Genomic DNA, 20631 nt, shown 5'->3' on the forward strand with positions numbered 1-20631 from the left:
GTTTAGTAATTTCTCTAATTGTCTGATACCTGTCAAGTAACGACCCTTATTTATGAATCCACTATTTTGTTATTTTGTCAATGCGTAAGTCCTAATAACTTAGAAAATCAAATTATCTGATCGCTGGAAGAAAGTATTCATAAAAAAGGGAGCTAATAGCTCCTTTTTTTATTTGTAATTTTGAACTTGCAATCTTCTTAAATTGATGCTTTTTTCAATTTGCGTTGTGTAGCAAAGACACCAGCCACTCCCAACAGACCAAGCATCACTGATGGTTCTGGGACTGCTGCGGGAGGTACACCCTTGATGGTGACTTCATAATTACCGCTATGGGATATGCCATCACTTTTTTCAAGTAAACCAGAGTTGGTAGCTTTAAAGCTATATAAGTAGTCAGTCTTGCCGTCATAAGTGTATTTGACGATTTCACTTGCTTGTACATTTAGGCTAGACGACAGTCCCAAAAGGGTTGCGGCATTAAAGTGACCTGCTAAACCAATACTAATTAAACCACTAGTATCATCTTGATTGACATAGGAAATATTAGGGTCACTAAAGCGTTCAAATCCGTGAGCTGTAAGAAAATTGTCAAACACAACCTTTTTACCAAGGGTGGACGTAGGGAATAGACTACTATAAGTGTTTACAACGTCGTTAAACCAGGTGTTAGCTAAATTACTTGCCCCATAGCTCGTAGTTGTTTTGCCAACTCCAAACCAGTCATCAGAAGTAAGGCTGCTTAGAGTCAATGTTTTTCCGCCGATTGTACCTGTCAAGCTGGTGTTTTTGGTGAAATCAAAACCCTGTAATTCACTGCTAGCTCGTAGCTCCACATTTCCAGTCGGGCTGGCGGCGTTACCACTTAGAGCTTTTTTTACATTTTCACTGGTATTCTCTACTTTGAAGGTATTTGTAGCATCGGAATCATAGACGTAATAATCACTGGCTGCTGTTCCACCTATAGTAACGCCGGTAATGGTTCCAGCCTGTGCTGGTACAGTAGCGATCGCGCTCACACCAATAGCCATTGAAGCGCCAATTACAAGTTTCTGAAAAGTCATTTTCATTGTTTTCAAGTCTCTGTCAGTTTGGAAATTAAGTTTTAAACTATTGCCGTTTATGGGTTTTGGCTGTCTTAACTACAGGCTTTTGGCAATACAGCAGCTTGAAAACGCCACCTGCATTGTTAGCCATCTTTGGTAGCTGAACGTACAAACCCACTTTAAGAGACGGGAAGACCTGATTGGGTAAAGTTACTTCGGATTATCAATAAAAATATGAAGAATATTTCTAGATTTTTATACGTTTAATTACTTAGGCTTCTAAATATTACTAACATTAAAAATTACAGATAAAAATATTTGAAATTCAGTAGAATACGGTTACTCATAGGGCAATACGGTTCAGATAAGCTTTTTTCTCTCCCCCCTGCATCCCCTGCCTGCTTCAACGGATAAATTTCTTAACTGAACCGTGATTTATAGGGGGGCACGACTATGCCTCTTTGCTGCGTCTTCTATCGATAGACTTTGCCGCCAAAAATCTTTGGCGTTCAGCTTGAGAAGAAATTTAATAAAGGAATTTGCCAATTCTTTCCACAGCAGTTTCTAATAAATGTGGTTCATGTACTAAGGCAAAACGGACATACCCTTCCCCAGATTTGCCAAAGCCAGCACCAGGCGAAGCAGCTACACCAGTTTGTTTAACTAGCTGGGTACAAAATTCTATGGAGTTTTGACTCCAAGTTGAGGGTAATTTTGCCCAGATGTACATTGTGGCTTTGGGAGTAGGAACATTCCAGCCAATGGAATGTAAAGCAGTGATGAAGGCATCACGGCGTTGCTGGAAGATAGCAACAGCAGATTTTACCCCAGCTTGAGGGCCAGTTAGGGCTGCGATCGCACCATTTAAAATTCCCCGATATTGATTAAAATCAACGGCAGCTTTTACCTGGCGTAAGGCGTTAATTAACTCGGCATTACCAATGGCGTAGCCAATGCGGAAGCCGCCCATATTGTAGGACTTGGAAAGGGTGAAAAATTCAATCGAGACGCTTTTCTCTGGATCAGCTTGCAGAATTGAAGGGACTAAGGATTTTGAATTGGGAGAAGAATCTGCCCACTCCCCAGTTTCCTGAAATACTAAATCTACGTAGGGGAAATCGTGAACCAGGGCGAGATTGTGTTGTTGACAGAAAGCAACAGCTTCTTGGAAGAAAGATAAAGGAGCGATCGCTGAGGTGGGATTGTGAGGATAACTTAATACCATCATCCGCGACTGGGCCAAAACTGGAGCGGGAATATCCGCAAACACTGGTAAAAAAGCGTTTTCTGCCCGTAATGGCATCGGATAGATTTGACCACTGGCTAGGTGGACTCCCCCAGCATGAGAGGGATAACCTGGATCGAGCAACAGGGCAAAATCCCCTGGATTGAGCAATGCTAGGGGTAAATGGGCTGTACCCTCTTGAGAACCAATCAGAGGTAGTACCTCAGTTTGGGGATCTACTTTGATGCCAAATTTTTGTTCGTACCAGTTGGCTGCGGCTTCACGAAACCCAAAGGTGCCGTTAAATAAAAGATAGCCGTGGGTACTGCGATCGTGGAGAGATTGGGCGATCGCCTCAATGACGTGTGCCTCGACTGGTAAATCAGAAGACCCCAACGACAAATCAATTACTTCTTGTCCAGCGGCCAAAGCGATTGCCTTGGCTCTGTCCATATCAGCAAATACATTAGATTGCAGGGGTTGTAAACGCTTTGCAAATTGCATATTAGTCATTAGTCAATTGTCATTGGTCATTAGTTATTAGTTATGGACTATGAACTATTGACTAATTACTATTTAAGTGCGTATCTAAGAGTTCGAGTAACTTATCTTTACCGATGACTCCCTCAGTCGAAATTAAAACTTCTTGTCCCTGAAATAGTCTCAGAGCCGGAACACCTTCCACTTGGTACTGTTTAACAGTGAGTGGGTTGGGGTCAATTTCCATTTTCACGACTTTGAGGCGATCGCTGTATTTGCTAGCAGCTGAGTTAATCATGGGCGACATCAATTGACAAGGCCCACACCAGGAAGCCCAAAAGTAAACTAATACAGGCTGTTCAGCTTTTAACACTTCTGTTTCAAACTCAGCATCAGTTATGGTGATTACAGCCTTACTCATTACAGTCTCCATCCGGTGGCGATCAAAGTTGGCACACACAATACTTTATCCCAAAGTAGTCAATAGTCCATAGTCAATAATTCATAGTTATTTTGACTGTTAACTATTGACTAATGATATAAAATCCCACAACCAACAGGCGTGGGACTAGCTCAAACAAGTTTTCTGGCAATTTTATAGTTGATCCAATTGCTTGCGTAGGGAATCCAACTCGGCATCAACCACTTCATTTGACTTAGCAGGAGTGGTTTCTTGTTGGGGTGGAAGTTGTGCTTGAGTTACTGGAGTAGCGGGTGGTAGCATTTGCGCTTTCAAAGCTGCCAATTCATCATCAACATCGCTACCACCTTCCAACTGGGCAAATTGGGTTTCTAAATCTGCACCTGCTAACTCTCCTAGTGCCTGGGCCCGGGATTCTTGCATCAAGACTTTTTCTTCCATCCGCTCGAAGGCAGACATTGCACTGCTGGTATTCATGCCACGCACCATGCCTTGGAGTTGCTCTTGAGCTTTGGCAGTTGTGATCCGAGCTTTGAGCATTTCTTTCTTGGTTTTAGCTTCAGAAATTTTGCTTTCCAGTTGGATTAAGTTGCGCTTGAGGGTTTCAACTTGAGTGCTTTGGGTATCTAAACTAGCTTTGAGGGCGGCGCTGGTGTCAGTATAAGTTTTTTTGCGCTCTAGAGCTTGTCGTGCTAAATTCTCATCACCTTTTTGCAGTGCTAGTTGGGCATTGCGTTGCCACTTATTGATTTCATTTTGGGCATCATTGTACTGTTTCTCACTGCGTTTTTGGGCGGCGATCGCTTGGGCTACTCCCTGACGCAGCTGCACCAAGTCTTCCTGCATTTCCAGGATGGCTTGTTCTAGCATTTTTTCGGGGTCTTCGGCTTTGTTAACCAGGTCGTTGAGGTTAGAACTAACTACGCGCTTAATGCGATCGAATAATCCCATAACTTTGTTTTTCCTTGTTTGGTTTACGCTTTTTGCTGGACAGTTAGCTTTTTTACTTTTTAATAGCTACCTATTTCAATGTAATCTTTCCGGTTGGAATCAGTACGTTATAACAACTCTTAATTGTTAAGATATCTCCAAAGTGGGGTAATTAGACCAACTTCAAGAGTCTTGAGTTTTGGGTAACTGCTGTTGGGGAGGCTGTGCCGCGTTCTGCTTCTCCTCGGTAAGCAAACTGTTGTGCTGTGTGTTTTCTGCCTGATTTAAAACCTGTACCTTCATCGCTGCTAATTCGGCATCCACATTATTAGTAGATTCCAAGGAAGTAAATTGTGTTTCCAAATCGTCGCTACCGAGTTCGGCAATTGCTTCTGATTTAGCTTCTATTTGCAAAACTTTTTCTTCCATACGCTCAAAGGCGCTCAGACTGCTGGTAGCAGAAACTCCTCCAAGCATTTCCTGAAGGCGAGAAGATGCTTCAGCAGAACGGGCGCGAGCAATATACATATCTTTTTTTGTTTTCGCCTCGGAAATTTTTAACTCTAGCGATCGCATATCCTTTTTTAGCCTAGCGACTATATCGTTTTGCTGCTCTAGCTGAGAAAAGAGGGCTGTACTGGTTTCTTTATAAGCTTGGCGCTTAGTCAAAGCTTCCCGTGCTAGAGGTTCATTGCCTTGTTGTAAGGCTAATTGGGCGCGGCGATACCATTCTTCTGTTTGAGAGTTAGCAGCCGCCGCCTGTCGTTGAGTGCGTTTTTGAGTAGCGATCGCTTGTGCTACACCCGAACGCAACTGCACCAGATTTTCCTGCATCTCTAGGACAGTTTGCTCTAGAATCTTTTCTGGATCTTCTGCACCACCGATCAAACTATTGAGATTAGCGCGAATCACCCGCAGAATACGCTTGATTAATTCCATGTCGGCTCTCCATTCACGAAACTCAATGCTGAGTAATGAGTGCTGAGTAATGAGTATAAAAATTTTGTAGTCGGGTAGTTATGGAGTGCTGAAGACTCAGTAATTTAACTGAGTATAAAAAATTTTCATAGTGTCGTAAACAAGTCAGATTTTGTATTTACTACTCAGCACGGGCTAAACCTTAGCTATCCGCTAACAGCACTCATAAGTCAGGACTGTTATCTCATGGTATCGTAGATTTTTGCAACTTATGGTTGCTGAACTCGTGCCTTAATTCCCTTTGTCTGTAATAATTGCATCTGTTTTTGTACTTGCTCTTTAGTCTTAAAAGCACCAAGATAAATTAATTCTTTGTTGGGTGATAAATAAGCATCAGGAATTACTTGCCGTGCTGAAGCAAAAGCTGCACCTTTATTATCTATCACGACATGGTAAAACCCATCTGTTCCTGGTTTGATTTCTGCATTAGGCTTTGGTGAGGCTGCTATTGGCTGGGGCGAGGTTTTTGCCGTTGAAATGGGAGGTAAATTTAGGGGAGGTAAGGATTGTACAGTTGGTACTGGCGCTAAAGCGATCGGATTTGTCGGTTTTAGGGCTGTATTGGGGCCAGACAATGGTGCTTGAGGATTTACGCGGTTTTGGGGAACGCCTGGATTAGGTACTACTGCGGCGGTTGGTTGGACTTTAGGTTGTAAACCAACTAGATCATTAGGATCTCTCACATCAGGAAACTCTTGGGCCGCAAGATTGGGATACATAGATGATGTGCTTGGTGGCTGGATCGGAGGTTGGACATTACTCCCAACTTCTTCAGTATTTCCTGGTGCGGGAGATGAGTTTCCGTTAAACAACTTGCCTAAATTCCATTGAGGCAAGCCTTTGGGATTGAATACTACATAACCCAAGGTAAGACTTGCTAACAATAGCAACAACATTGAGCCGATACCTAAAGGTGATAGTAGACTGTCACTAGAATTGCTTGGTTTTTGGGGTTCTGGTTGTTCTTCTGTCAGACTTCGCAGTAGTGCTTCACTAGATTCTAAGTAGTCATCTGGGTGCTTAGGGGTATTATCTGTCTGCAAAAGATTTTCGCTCTTAGTATCTTTAACAATTGCTGGCACGATGCTGCTACTAAAATTGGGCGGTGGCGGTGGAAGTTGAGTTTGTGTTTTAGCAGAATCTTGGGTAGAGGATACATTGAGATTATTTGGTTCTTCGGTATTTACCGTAACTGGCGCTCGGTTCACCTCAGGATTCACAACTACAGAAGATGCTGGTGGTACGTCAATTTCTGTAGCTGGCGCTGGGGTTCCCTGATGATTCACAGGTACAGCCGGCGGCACGTTAGTTTTAATTTCCGTTACTGATGACTGAGTTGTTCCTAATGTTGTAGGAATGACAGTCAAAGACTGGGTTTGACTGCTCATGTAGCTTGCAACACGCCGTTGGTTTGATGACACTAAACCATTTCGCGTGCGTCGGTATCGAGCTAACTCTTGATCTAGCGGTACTTCTAAACTTGCTAGTGCTGCTGTTAGTGCTGGTTTCAACCCAGGTGTTTTAGACGATTGAGTACCGGAATCGTTCAGGGGGTTTTGAGTCATTGCCTGTGTGCCTCAAACGTAGATTTCTGGAATAACTATAGATATATTTCTGACAATATTAGCGAAAATTATTTAAATAGATAGATTGGGAATTGGGCATGGGGCATTGGGCATTAGTTATTCTTTCTCCCCCATCTCCCTCATCTCCCCCATTTCCCCACTCCCCAATCCCTACTCCCCAATTTGAATGATGTCGTTGAAATCAATTAATGATATTTTGAGCGTTCTGGAAAAGCAATCTAAATGGCAGGAGCAACCATTTCAACACTTGCTCAAGTGTTGGGCAAGTGTTGTTGGGCCAGTGGTTGCCGCAAATACTCGACCATTGTCGATTCAACGCGATGTTTTGTCGGTAGCAACTTCTAGTGCTGCTTGGGCGCAAAACCTGACTTTTGGTCGCACGTCTCTGCTTTTAAAGTTGAATAAAATACTGCCAACGCCTTTGGTTGATATTCGCTTCTCTACTGCTAGCTGGCAGAATCCATCTGTGGAGAGAAAACAGCAACAAACGGTTTCACCCCACGAGCATCCCAGTTACCTTGGTGATGAGATTAGCCGCCCTGATATTACACCCACCAAGGATGTAAATGCTGCTTTTGGGCATTGGACGAAGATTATGCGATCGCGATCGCATGGCTTACCCCTTTGTCCTCAATGTGAATCTCCCACCCCACCCGGCGAACTCCAGCGCTGGGCAGTCTGTTCTGTCTGTGCTGCTAAAAAATTTTAAAGTAAGTCAGTCTTGACTTGGATTGAACGCAAAATATTTCAGCGATTATTGCTTGAGCAGGATTTATCTAAAAGTAATTTGCTGCCGCCATCTAGATAAGTTCGTTCTAATTCTTGAGAAAAAAGATATTTTACAGCTAAAATATACCAAACGTGGTATACAAACCAGACTATTTATCTGAAAATTATATGTCTTAAGGCATCCTTAAGGAGGAAGTTAAAAGGTTAAATAAATCAAAAGCTTTAGTTTTATTCTTGATCCCTAATAAGTTTTAGCCAAAATCAATAGGTAATCACTCTCTAGATTATTTAAAAATATAACAAGATTATAAAAATATCCTAAAGTTTATTTTTTCGTCGGGATCGCTGAAAGCTATAGAAAATAATGGTTTTTTGGCTTTTCTCCGTCTTTATATATAGAAGCAAAATATAAAGATGAAATTCAGCCGAAAACTGCACTAAAGATGAATCCGAATGAAACCTATTAAATTTTTAGCATCTGCCTGTAAATATTGCCGTCATTACCAGCCAGAAGGTCGCCGTGGTGGAACGTGCCAGCAGTTGGGAGCGCCAGTTCAAGCAACTTGGAAGGCTTGCTCTTTGGCCCTCCCACCTTTTGCACCTTCTTGGGAAACCTTGGAAGATGCTTGGACTTTGCCAGATGCAAGACCAGTTTTAGCTTGTTCTCATTCCCCGGCTTCAGATTTAGATCATGCTGCTCCTGCTCCTGTAGAAGAAATAACTGCCTCCATATATTCTGAAGAGGCCAAGACTGAAGCAGTATTTATTTAGCTATCCATTATTACTGAACCAATTTTGTAGTTTGCTTAAGATAAGATTTGTTTTTAAGATATTTAGTGTTGTAAATTTTGACATCTATAAAAAATCGCACCTCAATCAGGGTGCGATTTTTGCAATTCTAAGGTAGCCAAGGAAAAGAGCGAAAATCTGGTGGACGCTTTTCGAGAAAAGCTTGTTTGCCTTCAGACCCTTCTTCTGTCATGTAATAGAGTAAGGTGGCATTGCCAGCAAGTTCTTGTAAACCAGCTTGTCCGTCACAATCAGCATTGAAGGCAGCTTTGAGACATCGAATTGCGATCGGACTTTTTTCTAAAATCTCCTGCGCCCATTGAATACCTTCCGCTTCTAGTTGTTCTACTGGGACGACGCAATTAATTAAACCCATTTCTAGAGCTTGTTGGGCATCATATTGGCGGCAAAGAAACCAAATTTCTCTAGCTTTTTTTTGCCCCACGATGCGGGCGAGATAGCTGGCTCCAAAACCACCGTCGAAACTGCCGACTTTCGGGCCTGTCTGTCCGAAAATGGCGTTATCGGCAGCAATGGTAAGGTCACAAATTAAGTGTAGAACGTGTCCACCACCGATCGCATATCCAGCGACTAAAGCAATCACCACTTTCGGCATCGAACGAATCAGGCGTTGTAAGTCCAGCACATTCAAGCGAGGAATACCAGTATCATCCACATAACCTGCGTGTCCCCGCACACTTTGGTCGCCACCAGAACAGAAAGCATATTTGCCATCAGTGTGTGGGCCATAACCAGTAAATAGAACAACACCAATGGTAGTATCTTCACGAGCATTACAGAAAGCGTCATACAGTTCAAAGACTGTTTCAGGACGGAAAGCGTTGCGTTTATGGGGACGGTTGATGGTGATTTTTGCAATGCCATCAGTTTTTTGATACAGGATATCTTCGTAGGTTTTGGCAGTTTCCCAGTTAATTTGCATTGTATGAAGTGGACTGTTGTGCTTGAGAATTTTATCGCGGACGTAGGGACATCCGATACCTATGGTGGGCTACGCCTACACTAAATTGTTGTCTCAAGCCTTTACAATCTGGTAATTGTCTGGGTGTTGAGGAATAAAAATGCGACGTGACACCATCTTCTATAAATTATTTAAGCAATTTCCCAGTTTGCTATTTGAATTAGTAGATGAACCACCTCCAGAAGCGGAGAACTACCAGTTTGAATCAGTTGAAGTGAAAGAAACGGCGTTTCGGATTGATGGAGTGTTTTTACCTCCGGCTGATGCAGTTTCCAAAACCGTCTTTTTTGCAGAAGTGCAGTTTCAGAAGGACGAAGACTTATATCACCGCTTCTTTAGCGAATTGTTTTTGTTTCTCTACCGCCACTCTATTCGTTACGATGACTGGTTTGGAGTCATAATTTTTGGCTCTCGCAGTCTGGAACCTTCTTCCTCTTCCATTCACCGCGCTTTGTTGGAAAGTGGTCAAGTCAGGCGGGTTTATCTGGATGAGTTGGGAGATTTACGACAACAACCTTTGGGATTGGGTTTGATGTTGCTGACAAATGTTACTTCGGAAACCGAAGCAGTGGAAGGGGCGCGGTTTTTGCTGGAACAAGCACGGCAACAGTCGGAGCAAGCGATAATTGATTTAGTGACGACGATTATTTTCTACAAGTTTTCTAACCTAAGTCGAGAGGAGATTGCAGCAATGTTAGGACTAAATCTGGAAGAACCACGGGCGATTCGGGAAGCGAAGGAAGAAGGAGAAAGAACGATCATCTTAAGACTATTAAACCGACGGGTGGGTGAATTTCCTGAGTCGCTTCAGCGCCAGATTCAGGTGTTGTCGCTAGAACAGTTAGAAGCTTTAGGTGACGCTTTGTTGGATTTCTCTACTCTTGCTGATTTGGAAGGGTGGTTACAAAGTCAACAAAGCGGGTAAGTTTCACGTAGGGGAAAAGGACGATACCTGCGGTGGGCTACGCCTACGCACTTCGTCAAATAATCATGGCTGCAAATAAAGTTTCCCGAAGTGAAGAAGCATTTGCAGACACGCGGGTATATCAGAAGCGGTGGAAGAAAAAGTGCGATCGCTCCTTCTCCGGCTGTTAAAACGACTATTTGGTGAAATGAAATTGCTGAGGAACGTTGTAAGCGTTAGCTTTGGCGTAGTTAAATTGCAATATCTGCGGCAAACCTACTCAAATTATGCTGTCGCCACTTAGCATCTGATTTACGATTTGTCCGCACCTCCAAAACCCGAATTCCCTTGGTTGGAAGTGGGTTTAATCTTTCCTGCAACTGCTCCCAAGAATTAATCAATTCATGCTGCACATTATAAGTAGCACACAACTGTGCAAAATCAATATCCTGGGGAGTACCAAAAAACTCTTCAAATGGTGGGTCAAACTTGGCAATGGGTAACATTTCAAAAATACCACCGCCATTGTTATTGATTAACACAATTGTGAGATGCCCAACAAACTTATTGCGGATTAAAAAACCATTTGTGTCATGCAACAGAGCTAAATCTCCTGTTAACATCACACTACTTTGCTGGCGATGGGCAATTCCTAAAGCGGTGGATAATGTACCATCTATACCATTTGCACCCCGGTTAAAGTGCGATCGCACTCCTAAATTATTCGGTTTCCAGAAATATTCTACATCCCGCACAGGCATACTATTGGCAATAAATAAAGACGTTCCTGGCGGTAAAATCTGAGAAATTAACCACGCTGCTTTACTCTCAATGATTTCATCTATTTTCCCCATCGTCTGATCAACAACTAATCTGACCTTCGCTTCCGCATCACACCATTGCTTTCCATAGTCTGAAGAGAAAGATAAATTTATCTCCTCTACTTTTATATCTTCTACAGATATCCGTAAATGCGTTGTCCTCCCGTGCAAAGGGTCGAGGTTTTGATCGCTCTTGTCAATTACCCAGCGTCGGGGTTGGGTTGCATCTATCCAAGTACGCAGTTCTTTACTCGTAGGCATTTCACCCACCTGAATCACCATTTCGGGTGCTAGCTGCTTTGCTAGTTGCTGATTTCGCAAAATCAGGTCATAAGTGGAAATCAAATAAGGGTTGAGTTCGGCATAATTTCTCACTGGGGAGAGTCCCTCAGCTAGCACTGGCCATTTGAGAGTTTGGGAAAGGTGCGCGATCGCTTTACAATACTCTTCTGGTTGCGATGGTTGGGCAACACCTGCAATGATAATGCCGCGATCGCATTCTTTCCATAGTTGGGGAATGGGGAATGGGGATGGTGGGGCCCCCTCTGGGGATAAGGGGTAATGGGGAATGGGAGATGAGTTTGCTATTTCTGCAAAGAAGTCTTCTGATTCAAACAGTGATTGCAAATAACTCAAGTCGGTTCCATCAGGAACAGGCGCTAAAGGATCGCGAAAGGGAATATTCAAATGTACTGGCCCCTTTGTAGGAGTTTGCGCTCTTTCCCAGCTATGAATTACTGTTTGTCGCAGATAAGCTAGCATTCCCAGATCGGCGGAGGGTAAGGCTAACTCCGTTTGCCAATTTGGGTAGGTTCCATATAATCTCAACTGATCTACAGTTTGGCCAGAGTGACAATCTCGCAATTCTGGGGGCCTATCGGTGGTTAATACCAACAGTGGGACGCGACTATATGAGGCTTCAATGACTGCTGGATAAAAATTTGCTCCTGCTGTACCAGATGTGCAAACTAATACCACAGGTAGTCCGGTTGCTTTCGCTTGTCCCAAAGCGAAAAAGGCGGCGGAACGTTCATCGAGAATAGAAATTGCTTCAATCTCAGGTGCTTGTTGAGCAAAGGCTATTGCTAAGGGTGTGGAGCGTGAGCCAGGACAAATGATGGCACAAGTCAATCCCAACCGCTTTAGAGTCTCTGTTAAAATGTAAGCCCAAAGTTGATTAACATTCCTAAAGGCGATCGGCATTAAATCAAACATAGCTATAAAACAATCTGAAATTTTAGATTTTGTTTAGGGAAATTTAATTTAAAATCCATCTGGGAAAGTTTGGTGAAAAGAAGTCCAAGGGAGGGAAGCCGATCCTCGATACTTTCTTGCTCCACTTTCTACAAAATGCCCAATTTGCTATCAAACTTTTATGGACTGCATTCATTTAACGGGAATTCGCGGCTATGGCTACACTGGATATCTACCAGAAGAACAGGTGCTAGGGCAATGGTTTGAGGTGGATGTGAGGTTATGGTTGGATATCTCCACAGCCGCCAAGACTGACGCGATCGAAGACACTTTAGATTATCGCAGCGTCATTAGCTTGATACAACATCTAATCAAAACGTCTAAGTTTGCTTTGGTGGAGAAATTGGTAGCAACGATCGCAGATTCTATTCTCCAAGAGTGCGATCGTGTAACACAAGTCCAAGTCATTCTGAGCAAACCTGCTGCACCTATTCCAGATTTTGGTGGCAAAATTAGCATTGAACTTACTAAAAGTAAGTCTAATCTCTAAAGCACAAAACGTGTTTTTTTGTCAATTTCTATAAACTAGCAAAAACAGGGGGTTTTTATGGAGTGCGGAAGTATCTCACAAAGAGAATCTTTCCTGCCATTACCCCCAGGACTTACTCGTTATCAAAAAACACTAAAAAATCATGTTATTTGCTGATGAGCATTTAACATACATATTTTCAGTTAAAACAATTTGTGATTTAGGATTAACTAAAACCAATAAATAATTTTAATTTATACTCATTCATTCACAATTCAAAATTTTATACCAATTCTTTGTGAAACAGTACAAAAGCAAGATTGCTTGGTGAAACAAGGCGCGTATACTTGATCCCGAGCAATCTTACAGAATTGCTAATCAGACAGTTTCAGACAAGAATTTGCATCCCGACTGAGACAAACACTATTTCTAGACAAAGCTCTATTAAAGTCTTTAATTCCAGATAAAGATTAATTTTTAGTACTATTCTAGTTAATGAATACTATCATACTACATCCAATATACTATATTAATTTTTTTCAACTTATTTGAAAGTACTAGATGTAATTTTATTTACTTTTATTCTTGATTAATTTTGACATAAATACTATACTTAATGTTTGTTTTATTTAAGATAATGGTTGCTTGTATATTGTTGAAAATAAGTTTTTGATTACTGCTAATTATATGGTAATTTACATTTTTATGTTAATGACATGATATTAACCGCGTACATTAATCACAATTAGCTTTGACAAACAAAAAAATATTGGAGGTTAATAACACGATGCTATTTGCTCATTAGTTAAGTATTTATATCAAACAATACTACAGAGTCATAAAAGATTGTTTATGATGAAATAATAACTTTCCTATCGAGTTGACACTGACAGCAAAAATCTGAACCCTAGCAAACAGGTTGTTTTACCATGTTCGCCCGCAAAATCCTAGTTGTTGAGGATGAAAAAATCATAGCCTCAAATATTAGAAAAAGTTTACAAAAATTAGGTTATTCCGTATCAGAAACTACTAAGTCTGGTGAAGAAGCAATAAAAAAGGTAGCGGAAACTCATCCACATTTAGTATTAATTGATGTCTGCCTAGCTGGTGAAATTGACGGTGTGAACGTAGCAGACATCATCCAGAATCACTTCCATGTGCCTGTAGTCTATTTAACAGAGTATTCAGAATATAAAACATTATATGATAAGCAGCTAAGTGAGCCTTTTAGTTACATAGTCAAACCATTTATTGAAAGTGATTTACATTTTGCGATTGAAATGGCTCTATACAAACATCAAAGCAAAAAAATATTATACGAAGAAAAACAAAGACTGGCAGCAATTATTAATAGTATGAGCAGTGCAGTGATTGTGACTTATGCTAATGGTTGTATTCAAATGATGAATCCCACAGCAGAACTAATTACAGGCTGGAAGGAAAGTGAAGCGTTTGGTAAAGATTTAGTAGAAGTAATTAAGTTAGTTGACAAAGATGTAGGAGAAAAAATTGAAAATTTAGCCGCAGATGTAATCAAAACAGGTGAAATTTTGGATTTCCCAGAAAACTGTATACTAATTACCAAAGATGGCAAAGAGATAGCGATTGGGGATAAAGTTGCACCCATCCGCGATCGCAATGGTAATATTACTGGTGCAGTTTTAGTGTTTCAAGATATCACCAAACGCAAGCAGACAGAGGCACAACTGATCCGTAATGCCTTTTATGATGGGCTGACAGCATTACCAAATCGTGTTTTATTTCTAGACAGGCTCAGACAAACAATTGAGCGCAGCAAACGCAGAAGTGATTATTATTTTGCAGTTTTATTTTTGGATTTAGATGGTTTCAAAGATATTAACGATCGCTTTGGACATGGAATAGGGGATGATTTTTTAGTAGCGATCGCTAGACGTTTAGAGTCATGCTTACGTGGTGGGGATACTGTAGCGCGATTTGGTGGTGATGAGTTTACAGTTCTTTTAGAGGATATTAAAGACATTACCGACGCTACCAATGTTGCCAAACGGATTCAAGAATCCTTGCGATCGCCACTGCTTCTGAATGGGTGTGAATTATCTACTACAGCAAGTATTGGTATTGCTTGGAATTTTAGTAGTTATGAGGAACCTGCGACTCTGCTACGGGATGCTGATATTGCGATGTACCGAGCGAAACGGCAGGGAAAAGCTACTTATGCCATATTTAGTTAATTAAAGTAAGTGGGCATAAATAGTTGTCGTTGGAATAAGGTAATAGGCAATAGGTATAAGGGTTTTAACCTAGTTCATTTTTATTTACATACTTTGATATTAACGCTCTTCCATCACTCTTTATGCTGTCATTAAAATCAAAATCCTTTGATTTTTTTCACAACTATTCTAAATGTCATGGAAAAAACCGAAAAACAAAAAATGCTCGCAGGCGAATTATATCTGGCGGAAGATCCAGAATTGGCTGCCGAAAATAAACGAGCTAGTCGTCTGTTGCGAAGGTACAATTCTACAACTGAAGAACAGCAAGATCAACGGCAGCAAATTTTGCAAGAGTTATTTGGAAAGATAGGTGACAAAGTATCAATTGTGCCACCATTTCACTGTGACTATGGTAGTAATATCTTTGTCGGCGACAAATTTTATATGAACTATGGCTGTGTAATTTTAGACTGCAATCTAGTTCACATTGGTGAAAATGTCCTATGCGCTCCTTATGTACAAATTTATACAGCTTATCATCCTACAGAGCCAGAAATTCGCCTTTCTGGTAGAGAATTAGCTGCCCCAATTAACATTGGTAACAATGTCTGGATTGGTGGCAGTGCAATTATTTGTCCAGGTGTCACGATTGGCGATAACACAACCATTGGTGCTGGCAGTGTAGTTGTCAAAGATATACCTGAGAATGTTGTCGCTGCTGGTAATCCCTGCCGCGTCATTCGATATTTATCCTAGAGTTTAAAACTTGTATCCTCTGGCAATCCAATAGAGCCAGTCTGCGATCGCTTCTTGAGTTTCGCTGTCAGCATCAATGGCTGCTATTTCAGATAACTTTGCAGAATATACATCATCATCCTTACCACCAATGTAAGCTACCTCTACAAGCATATCTTTTAAGCACTCATCATCTGGGGCCATTCCCAGGACTTCCACTGGTTTCTCCTCGGTAGAGCCTGATTTGCGTCCCTTCTTAGTCCATTTAGCCATAAAGGGAAAATTCAGAGTCTCTTCGAGGTAGTAGTACCAACCCATAGCTCGGTCTTCTTTGTCTTCAGCATCTACAATGATCTCTGTTTTAATGCGATGCTCTCGGTTTTCGTCGGCTTCAACATTAGGCATAAGATAACGCTTTACGTGTATAACATTTTGATAATATTACCAAAGTCTTGGCTAAGAATAATTTTTCTAAAAGATAGTTAAGTATATAGGGCTTACGGATAATAGATCCCTCAACCCCCTTTTTAAACAGCGCTTTGAGAGTTTCTCCCATTTTGAGATAGGTTAGGGTGGATTGAGATTTTATTTCTCAGTACGTAATTATTGGTATATCTAGGTTATACAAAAAACCGCTTGTTATCAACAAACGGTTTTTTAGTTATTGCACTCAAAGAGGAACTTATTTGTTTCGCCAAGATGCCAAGTTCATTATTGGCAGTAAAGCGCAAAATTTTTAGAGATTAAACAAGTCTCAAATCAGGATAATTTGCCAGTACATCATCAGATGTCAGCGTATCATTTTCAGCTTGTGGAGTCCAAAGTACTTCAATTGCCAGAAGTTTTTCGCTAGGGATACTACCAATTTGGCGCAAAGCTTGACGCAAATCATCAGCACTGTTAATTGCTGTGGGGATATCAAACTTGCCTAGTGTTGCCGCCAGTAAGGTGACGATAATGTATTCTCCAGGGCCTTCAGTAAATAGGCGGGTGGGATTGTCTAGTTCACCAGCCTGGGGTAAAGCTTCTTTGGCAAGGGCCGCTTTTAGCTGGTTGTTGACGTTAGAAAGAGTTTCTTCGCTAAACTTGCTGCGTTCTGCCAGTGACAGCCGATTAAACTGACTTTCAGCTGAATTTAAACTGGCTTGTTGAGTGCCACCACCTGCATATACAAAGTATTCGGGATGGCGGAGTAAAGCTAGGCTGGCTTCTTGCAGAATTTCTGCTCTTCCCTCTGGGGTATTAGTATCAGCAGTTTCAGCAATATGGTTGAGTTCATTTTGCAATTCACGGGCTTGAGCTAACAAACCTACTTGCAAACGAGTTACAGAAACAGGAGAGTTACTGCTGTAATCTGCTTCTGGTGTTTCACCGCCTGAGACACGGCGGAAAGTTTGCAATAAGAAATTAGCGATCGCAAAGAAAATTAAGATGCTAAATAGACCACCAAATCCTCCCCCAATACCCCAGAAAGGAAGTAGGAAGGGAAAGCCAAAACCACCACCAAAACCACCACCAGGATAGTACCCGCCCCCGCCAGGAGGTGCATAAGTGCGCGGTGTATAGGTGCGGCTGGAAGGCGCTCTAAAGGAGCCACCACCGATTCGACCCCCACTGCGGGCCGCTAATGCTCCATCGGCGTGGCTAAGAACCAAAGTCAACACCAATCCTAGGGCTAAGAAAGTTTTTAACAGTGGTTTGCTGATTTGTTGTAGTTTTTTACGCATAATACAATCGCTTGGAAAACAGAATTTTTATGATTTATCTCCATGCTGGTAGGAGTTTTGCGGTTATGTCACTAACGCCAGTCCTTAACAAGCAAGCTTTGTAGCATTCACTTTTAAAGGCTACATATTCAATCTACCGCGTCTTATCTGGCATAAGCAGCGATCGCAGGGGGGATTTCTCGGCTGGGGAACCGTACCTTAAGATATGTTCATCATCACAGAAATTTGTGATGTCTACGACGGATGGTTCCTGAGCGCAGCCTCTCGTAAAGAAGGGCTACGGCTACGGGAAATTTTGGCTACGTCTTAAACTGGGCAATTCCAGGCTACAGTCTTGGATTATACAGAGATTCTAATTTTTCATGATTATTTTGACTAATTTTTTAATACTTCACCCTACTTGTTCTGTCAGAATCCAAAAGGATATCCCTCTCTTTCAAGTAATATAAAGGACAAATGTAGACCTGATGCTTACGTATGCGTAGTAGTGTTACAAGTAGACGTGATGCTTATCAGCAGTACTAAGCAGACACAGATAGTTATCAAATACTTATCTAAACTTGTGGCATTTTGGCACACCAGTTTAGACTATTTAAGATATTCTAGTGAACGTAGATAAGTTTCGTAATTTTTACAACAGTTCTTCATTAAGAAATTTGACTACATTGGACTACAAGTGCTAGATTTTATTTTATTGTCCATCATGCACAAAAATTCTCAAATGTTGAGAGTTTTGCCGTCAAAATAAAAGCAACACAATAAAAAAACAATCTTGCTGGCTAATCTTCTAAAATAGCCTTAAATTTTGTTTACCAGATTCGTTTTAAAAGAAATAAAATAATAATTATGGCTTGGAAAGTAATCTTAATTGTAAATAAATTCAAAATCATTTGAAGTAAATTTATCAACTTGGTTATGGAACATATTTCTCAACTAACAGCCGAAATCAGAGACAAAGCTGCATACCCAGATATCCTAGTCATATCCCGGATATTCTTGCCGAAAGAAGCTGTAATTGGAGAATATATGTACAATCGTTGTCTCCAAGATCCAGAAAGAGTTATTGTACTGGCGGCTAGTTGCTCAGGAGATAAAGTATTTGATGAAGGTCAACAATTTCCAGTATATCGATGGTTTTATCCTAAATACTGGCGTAGTGGCTTTGTGGAAAATATTCTGAAGCCTCTTGTCAATATTGTTTGCTCATTTGTGCTAGCAATCAAACTCTATTTTCGCTATCACTACCGTTATATAGAGTGGGGCCACGGCTATGATTTTCCTTCACTGTTGCTATTGAGCTATTTCTTACCTATTCGCTTTTTTATCTATTTACACGGTAATGATTTTCTTTGTACATTACACAATCCCGTGCTGCGATCGCTATTTAAATTAACACTTCATAGAGCCGAAGGTATTGTTTGTAACAGTTCTTATACGCAAGACTACCTCAGAACTGCTTTACGATTAGATACTCCTACTTACGTTATTAACCCAATAATCAGACCAGAAAAATTTGGTAACAATGTCGGGAGTCCTAGTAGCCTTGATGATTTGCGTGTTCGCGTGCGTCAAGCATACAATATTCCCGATTCAGCAATAGTTATTCTCTCCATAGGAAGGCTAGTAAAACATAAAGCTTTCGACCGAGTGATTGATAACATCCCACTATTGCTAACTTTTGGGGTCGATGTCCACTATATAATCTGCGGTGAAGGCCCAAGTGAATCGGAACTGAAATCTTTGGTGCATCGTTTGCGGGTAGATAAGCGCGTCCACTTTGCGGGATATGTCCCAGAGCGTGAATTAGCGGGTTATTATGCAGCGTGCGACATATTTGCTATGCTGACTTTATTAGATACTAAACCTAATAATATGGAAGGTTTTGGTATGGTTTATTTAGAAGCAAGTTACTTCGGTAAGCCTATCATTGCGCCTCGCTTAGGTGGTGTTCTAGACACAGTTCAGCATGAAGAAAATGGGATACTGGTTAATCCCAATTCTGGTTATGAAGTTTTTCAAGCTTTCAATCGGTTATGCAAAGATCAACAGCTACGTGAGCAACTTGGCCGCAAAGGTAAAGAATTAGCCAAGCGGAGAACTCTTCATCGATCGCTTTACAAATCAGAGGGAAAAAACGCGATTTTGTGAGATGAATGCAGATGGAGTGGGGATGCACAGATGTTCATCTCTTCGCAAATGAGCAAGATTGCATTGTAAAATCTCCTTTGTGATTTTATTAAATATGCAATGAAAAATATCTTGTTTCAGATGTGGCAATCTCTTTGGCATTACCGAAGGCAAGCTGTTATATTTACAATTATTGGATGTGTTGCTGTATTGAGTGTAATTAGCTTCCGAACAATGCCTATTCTGGCTCAACCAGCTTCAACCTCATCTGAACGTCCTGTTATTAAAGCGCCAAATTTTGGGCGACACTTTCAAGAATTTGGGCGTGAAGGCTCAATCTTGATTTACGACTCAAAAAATAACCGCATCTATGAACACAATCCTAAACGTAATGCAACTGCGATCGCTCCAGCTTCGACATTCAAAATTTTTAACGCGCTGGTAGCTTTAGAAACAGGTGTAGTTCCTGATGATGTGGCGGTTCTCACTTGGGATGGAATTCATCGAGATATCGATGCTTGGAATCATGATACAAATTTGCGTCAAGCCTTTAAAGATTCAACTGTTTGGTTCTATAAAGTACTGGCGCGGAGGGCTGGATATGAAAGGATGCAGCAATTTATTAACAAAGTAGGTTACGGAAATCGTCAGATTGGCACCGCCGCAGACATTGATCGTTTTTGGCTAGAACAGCAGCTATTACAAATTACACCCCAAGAGCAAATTAAGTTTTTGCAACGGTTGTATCAAGGTGATTTACCTTTCTCCCAACGGACAATAAATCTTGTCAAAGATATTATGGTACGCGAACAAACTCCAGACTACACACTGCGAGGAAAGACGGGATGGTTAACGAGTAGCAAACCACAAGTTGGTTGGTTTGTCGGTTATTTAGAACAAAATAAAAACGTCTACTTTTTCGCCACAACCCTTGATATGCAAAAACCAGAGGATGCACCCGCCCGCATCGAGATTACACGCCGCAGCCTCAAAGATTTGGGCTTGCTAGCTCACATCAACTAACCACCACCAACAATAGTTACCACTTCTAAACGATCGCCTGGCTGCAATTTTGTTTGTGGCCAAAACTGGCGATGTAAAATTTCGCCGTTATACTCCACAGCCACCAAGCGCGGGTTAAAACCCAACTGTTGGATCAAGTCGGGTAAAGAAATTTGAAACGAACAGCTATGGGTTTCCCCATTTACTTGAACCGTAATCTCATTAGACATAAAT

General features: G+C 41.3%; 19 protein-coding genes. 8 read left to right on the top strand and 11 right to left on the bottom strand.

Annotated features, from left to right (window positions below):
• Positions 1 to 197 precede the first annotated feature (197 nt).
• The 6 genes from V7K69_RS15290 to V7K69_RS15315 form a co-directional block, all read right to left on the bottom strand.
• Complete coding sequence (locus tag V7K69_RS15290; RefSeq protein WP_335035740.1) at positions 198 to 1061, bottom strand: NF038130 family PEP-CTERM protein; 864 nt, start codon at positions 1059 to 1061, stop codon at positions 198 to 200.
• Between the two features lie 508 nt (positions 1062 to 1569).
• On the bottom strand, positions 1570 to 2781 hold the full coding sequence (locus V7K69_RS15295; RefSeq protein WP_335035743.1) for an LL-diaminopimelate aminotransferase: 1212 nt from the start codon (positions 2779 to 2781) through the stop codon (positions 1570 to 1572).
• A gap of 52 nt (positions 2782 to 2833) precedes the next feature.
• Positions 2834 to 3169 carry a thioredoxin family protein gene (locus V7K69_RS15300; protein WP_012410311.1) on the bottom strand — a complete coding sequence of 112 codons (336 nt, stop codon included), beginning with the start codon at positions 3167 to 3169 and terminating at the stop codon, positions 2834 to 2836.
• 174 nt (positions 3170 to 3343) lie between these two features.
• The gene (locus V7K69_RS15305) at positions 3344 to 4120 is read right to left on the bottom strand and encodes a PspA/IM30 family protein (protein ID WP_012410312.1); all 777 of its coding nucleotides are present in this window, start codon (positions 4118 to 4120) and stop codon (positions 3344 to 3346) included.
• 162 nt (positions 4121 to 4282) lie between these two features.
• Positions 4283 to 5038 (bottom strand): PspA/IM30 family protein, encoded by a 756-nt coding sequence (locus tag V7K69_RS15310; RefSeq protein ID WP_335035748.1) that lies wholly within the window; start codon positions 5036 to 5038, stop codon positions 4283 to 4285.
• 248 nt (positions 5039 to 5286) lie between these two features.
• On the bottom strand, positions 5287 to 6642 hold the full coding sequence (locus tag V7K69_RS15315) for a hypothetical protein (protein WP_335035751.1): 1356 nt from the start codon (positions 6640 to 6642) through the stop codon (positions 5287 to 5289).
• A gap of 190 nt (positions 6643 to 6832) precedes the next feature.
• Here V7K69_RS15315 and V7K69_RS15320 point away from each other — a divergent pair, with 190 nt between their 5' ends.
• Complete coding sequence (locus tag V7K69_RS15320) at positions 6833 to 7372, top strand: DUF721 domain-containing protein (RefSeq protein ID WP_335036091.1); 540 nt, start codon at positions 6833 to 6835, stop codon at positions 7370 to 7372.
• Positions 7373 to 7845: 473 nt separating this feature from the next.
• Complete coding sequence (locus V7K69_RS15325) at positions 7846 to 8163, top strand: hypothetical protein (protein ID WP_163936222.1); 318 nt, start codon at positions 7846 to 7848, stop codon at positions 8161 to 8163.
• Between the two features lie 127 nt (positions 8164 to 8290).
• On the opposite strand, the gene menB is transcribed toward V7K69_RS15325, so the two are convergent.
• The gene (gene menB, locus V7K69_RS15330) at positions 8291 to 9124 is read right to left on the bottom strand and encodes a 1,4-dihydroxy-2-naphthoyl-CoA synthase (RefSeq protein WP_174712449.1); all 834 of its coding nucleotides are present in this window, start codon (positions 9122 to 9124) and stop codon (positions 8291 to 8293) included.
• Between the two features lie 139 nt (positions 9125 to 9263).
• Here menB and V7K69_RS15335 point away from each other — a divergent pair, with 139 nt between their 5' ends.
• Entirely contained in the window at positions 9264 to 10088 is an 825-nt protein-coding gene (locus V7K69_RS15335; protein WP_335035754.1) for a DUF2887 domain-containing protein, read from the top strand.
• A 230-nt stretch (positions 10089 to 10318) separates the two neighbouring features.
• Here V7K69_RS15335 and menD read toward each other — a convergent pair whose 3' ends face one another.
• The gene (gene menD / locus V7K69_RS15340) at positions 10319 to 12103 is read right to left on the bottom strand and encodes a 2-succinyl-5-enolpyruvyl-6-hydroxy-3-cyclohexene-1-carboxylic-acid synthase (protein WP_335035756.1); all 1785 of its coding nucleotides are present in this window, start codon (positions 12101 to 12103) and stop codon (positions 10319 to 10321) included.
• A 160-nt stretch (positions 12104 to 12263) separates the two neighbouring features.
• Between menD and folB the strand changes: the two genes are divergently transcribed.
• From folB to V7K69_RS15355, 3 genes are all read left to right on the top strand, one after another.
• Positions 12264 to 12632, top strand: coding sequence for a dihydroneopterin aldolase (folB, locus tag V7K69_RS15345; protein ID WP_012410320.1), 369 nt, complete (start codon positions 12264 to 12266; stop codon positions 12630 to 12632).
• 908 nt (positions 12633 to 13540) lie between these two features.
• Complete coding sequence (locus V7K69_RS15350; protein WP_335035760.1) at positions 13541 to 14824, top strand: GGDEF domain-containing response regulator; 1284 nt, start codon at positions 13541 to 13543, stop codon at positions 14822 to 14824.
• Positions 14825 to 15001: 177 nt separating this feature from the next.
• Positions 15002 to 15562: a sugar O-acetyltransferase gene (locus V7K69_RS15355; RefSeq protein WP_335035762.1), complete on the top strand. Its 561-nt coding sequence runs from the start codon at positions 15002 to 15004 to the stop codon at positions 15560 to 15562.
• A 3-nt stretch (positions 15563 to 15565) separates the two neighbouring features.
• Here V7K69_RS15355 and V7K69_RS15360 read toward each other — a convergent pair whose 3' ends face one another.
• Positions 15566 to 15946 carry a calcium-binding protein gene (locus V7K69_RS15360; protein ID WP_190935476.1) on the bottom strand — a complete coding sequence of 127 codons (381 nt, stop codon included), beginning with the start codon at positions 15944 to 15946 and terminating at the stop codon, positions 15566 to 15568.
• A 338-nt stretch (positions 15947 to 16284) separates the two neighbouring features.
• A complete protein-coding gene (locus V7K69_RS15365) occupies positions 16285 to 17268 on the bottom strand; it encodes a DUF1517 domain-containing protein (protein ID WP_163938780.1) in 984 nt (327 codons plus the stop codon).
• Between the two features lie 915 nt (positions 17269 to 18183).
• Here V7K69_RS15365 and V7K69_RS15370 point away from each other — a divergent pair.
• Positions 18184 to 19416 carry a glycosyltransferase family 4 protein gene (locus V7K69_RS15370; RefSeq protein WP_335035765.1) on the top strand — a complete coding sequence of 411 codons (1233 nt, stop codon included), beginning with the start codon at positions 18184 to 18186 and terminating at the stop codon, positions 19414 to 19416.
• A gap of 99 nt (positions 19417 to 19515) precedes the next feature.
• Complete coding sequence (gene blaOXA, locus V7K69_RS15375) at positions 19516 to 20418, top strand: class D beta-lactamase (protein WP_442936144.1); 903 nt, start codon at positions 19516 to 19518, stop codon at positions 20416 to 20418.
• Here the strand turns inward: blaOXA and thiS are convergent.
• A complete protein-coding gene (gene thiS, locus V7K69_RS15380) occupies positions 20415 to 20627 on the bottom strand; it encodes a sulfur carrier protein ThiS (RefSeq protein WP_114081922.1) in 213 nt (70 codons plus the stop codon). The two genes, blaOXA and thiS, sit on opposite strands and share 4 nt — an antisense overlap.
• Positions 20628 to 20631: the final 4 nt, after the last annotated feature.

It is taken from the genome of Nostoc sp., from assembly GCF_036917775.1.
Classification (GTDB): Bacteria; Cyanobacteriota; Cyanobacteriia; order Cyanobacteriales; family Nostocaceae; genus Nostoc.

What these genes read in the sequence shown, in the direction of transcription:
- V7K69_RS15360 (WP_190935476.1), bottom strand. Translation starts at nt 15,946, where the DNA reads ATGCCTAATGTTGAAGCCGACGAAAACCGAGAGCATCGCATTAAAACA.
- V7K69_RS15355 (WP_335035762.1), top strand. Translation starts at nt 15,002, where the DNA reads ATGGAAAAAACCGAAAAACAAAAAATGCTCGCAGGCGAATTATATCTG.
- V7K69_RS15365 (WP_163938780.1), bottom strand. Translation starts at nt 17,268, where the DNA reads ATGCGTAAAAAACTACAACAAATCAGCAAACCACTGTTAAAAACTTTC.
- V7K69_RS15310 (WP_335035748.1), bottom strand. Translation starts at nt 5,038, where the DNA reads ATGGAATTAATCAAGCGTATTCTGCGGGTGATTCGCGCTAATCTCAAT.
- V7K69_RS15320 (WP_335036091.1), top strand. Translation starts at nt 6,833, where the DNA reads ATGTCGTTGAAATCAATTAATGATATTTTGAGCGTTCTGGAAAAGCAA.
- folB (WP_012410320.1), top strand. Translation starts at nt 12,264, where the DNA reads ATGGACTGCATTCATTTAACGGGAATTCGCGGCTATGGCTACACTGGA.
- menB (WP_174712449.1), bottom strand. Translation starts at nt 9,124, where the DNA reads ATGCAAATTAACTGGGAAACTGCCAAAACCTACGAAGATATCCTGTAT.
- V7K69_RS15335 (WP_335035754.1), top strand. Translation starts at nt 9,264, where the DNA reads ATGCGACGTGACACCATCTTCTATAAATTATTTAAGCAATTTCCCAGT.
- V7K69_RS15325 (WP_163936222.1), top strand. Translation starts at nt 7,846, where the DNA reads ATGAAACCTATTAAATTTTTAGCATCTGCCTGTAAATATTGCCGTCAT.
- thiS (WP_114081922.1), bottom strand. Translation starts at nt 20,627, where the DNA reads ATGTCTAATGAGATTACGGTTCAAGTAAATGGGGAAACCCATAGCTGT.
- V7K69_RS15290 (WP_335035740.1), bottom strand. Translation starts at nt 1,061, where the DNA reads ATGACTTTTCAGAAACTTGTAATTGGCGCTTCAATGGCTATTGGTGTG.
- blaOXA (WP_442936144.1), top strand. Translation starts at nt 19,516, where the DNA reads ATGAAAAATATCTTGTTTCAGATGTGGCAATCTCTTTGGCATTACCGA.
- V7K69_RS15315 (WP_335035751.1), bottom strand. Translation starts at nt 6,642, where the DNA reads ATGACTCAAAACCCCCTGAACGATTCCGGTACTCAATCGTCTAAAACA.
- V7K69_RS15295 (WP_335035743.1), bottom strand. Translation starts at nt 2,781, where the DNA reads ATGACTAATATGCAATTTGCAAAGCGTTTACAACCCCTGCAATCTAAT.
- V7K69_RS15300 (WP_012410311.1), bottom strand. Translation starts at nt 3,169, where the DNA reads ATGAGTAAGGCTGTAATCACCATAACTGATGCTGAGTTTGAAACAGAA.
- menD (WP_335035756.1), bottom strand. Translation starts at nt 12,103, where the DNA reads ATGTTTGATTTAATGCCGATCGCCTTTAGGAATGTTAATCAACTTTGG.
- V7K69_RS15305 (WP_012410312.1), bottom strand. Translation starts at nt 4,120, where the DNA reads ATGGGATTATTCGATCGCATTAAGCGCGTAGTTAGTTCTAACCTCAAC.
- V7K69_RS15350 (WP_335035760.1), top strand. Translation starts at nt 13,541, where the DNA reads ATGTTCGCCCGCAAAATCCTAGTTGTTGAGGATGAAAAAATCATAGCC.
- V7K69_RS15370 (WP_335035765.1), top strand. Translation starts at nt 18,184, where the DNA reads ATGGAACATATTTCTCAACTAACAGCCGAAATCAGAGACAAAGCTGCA.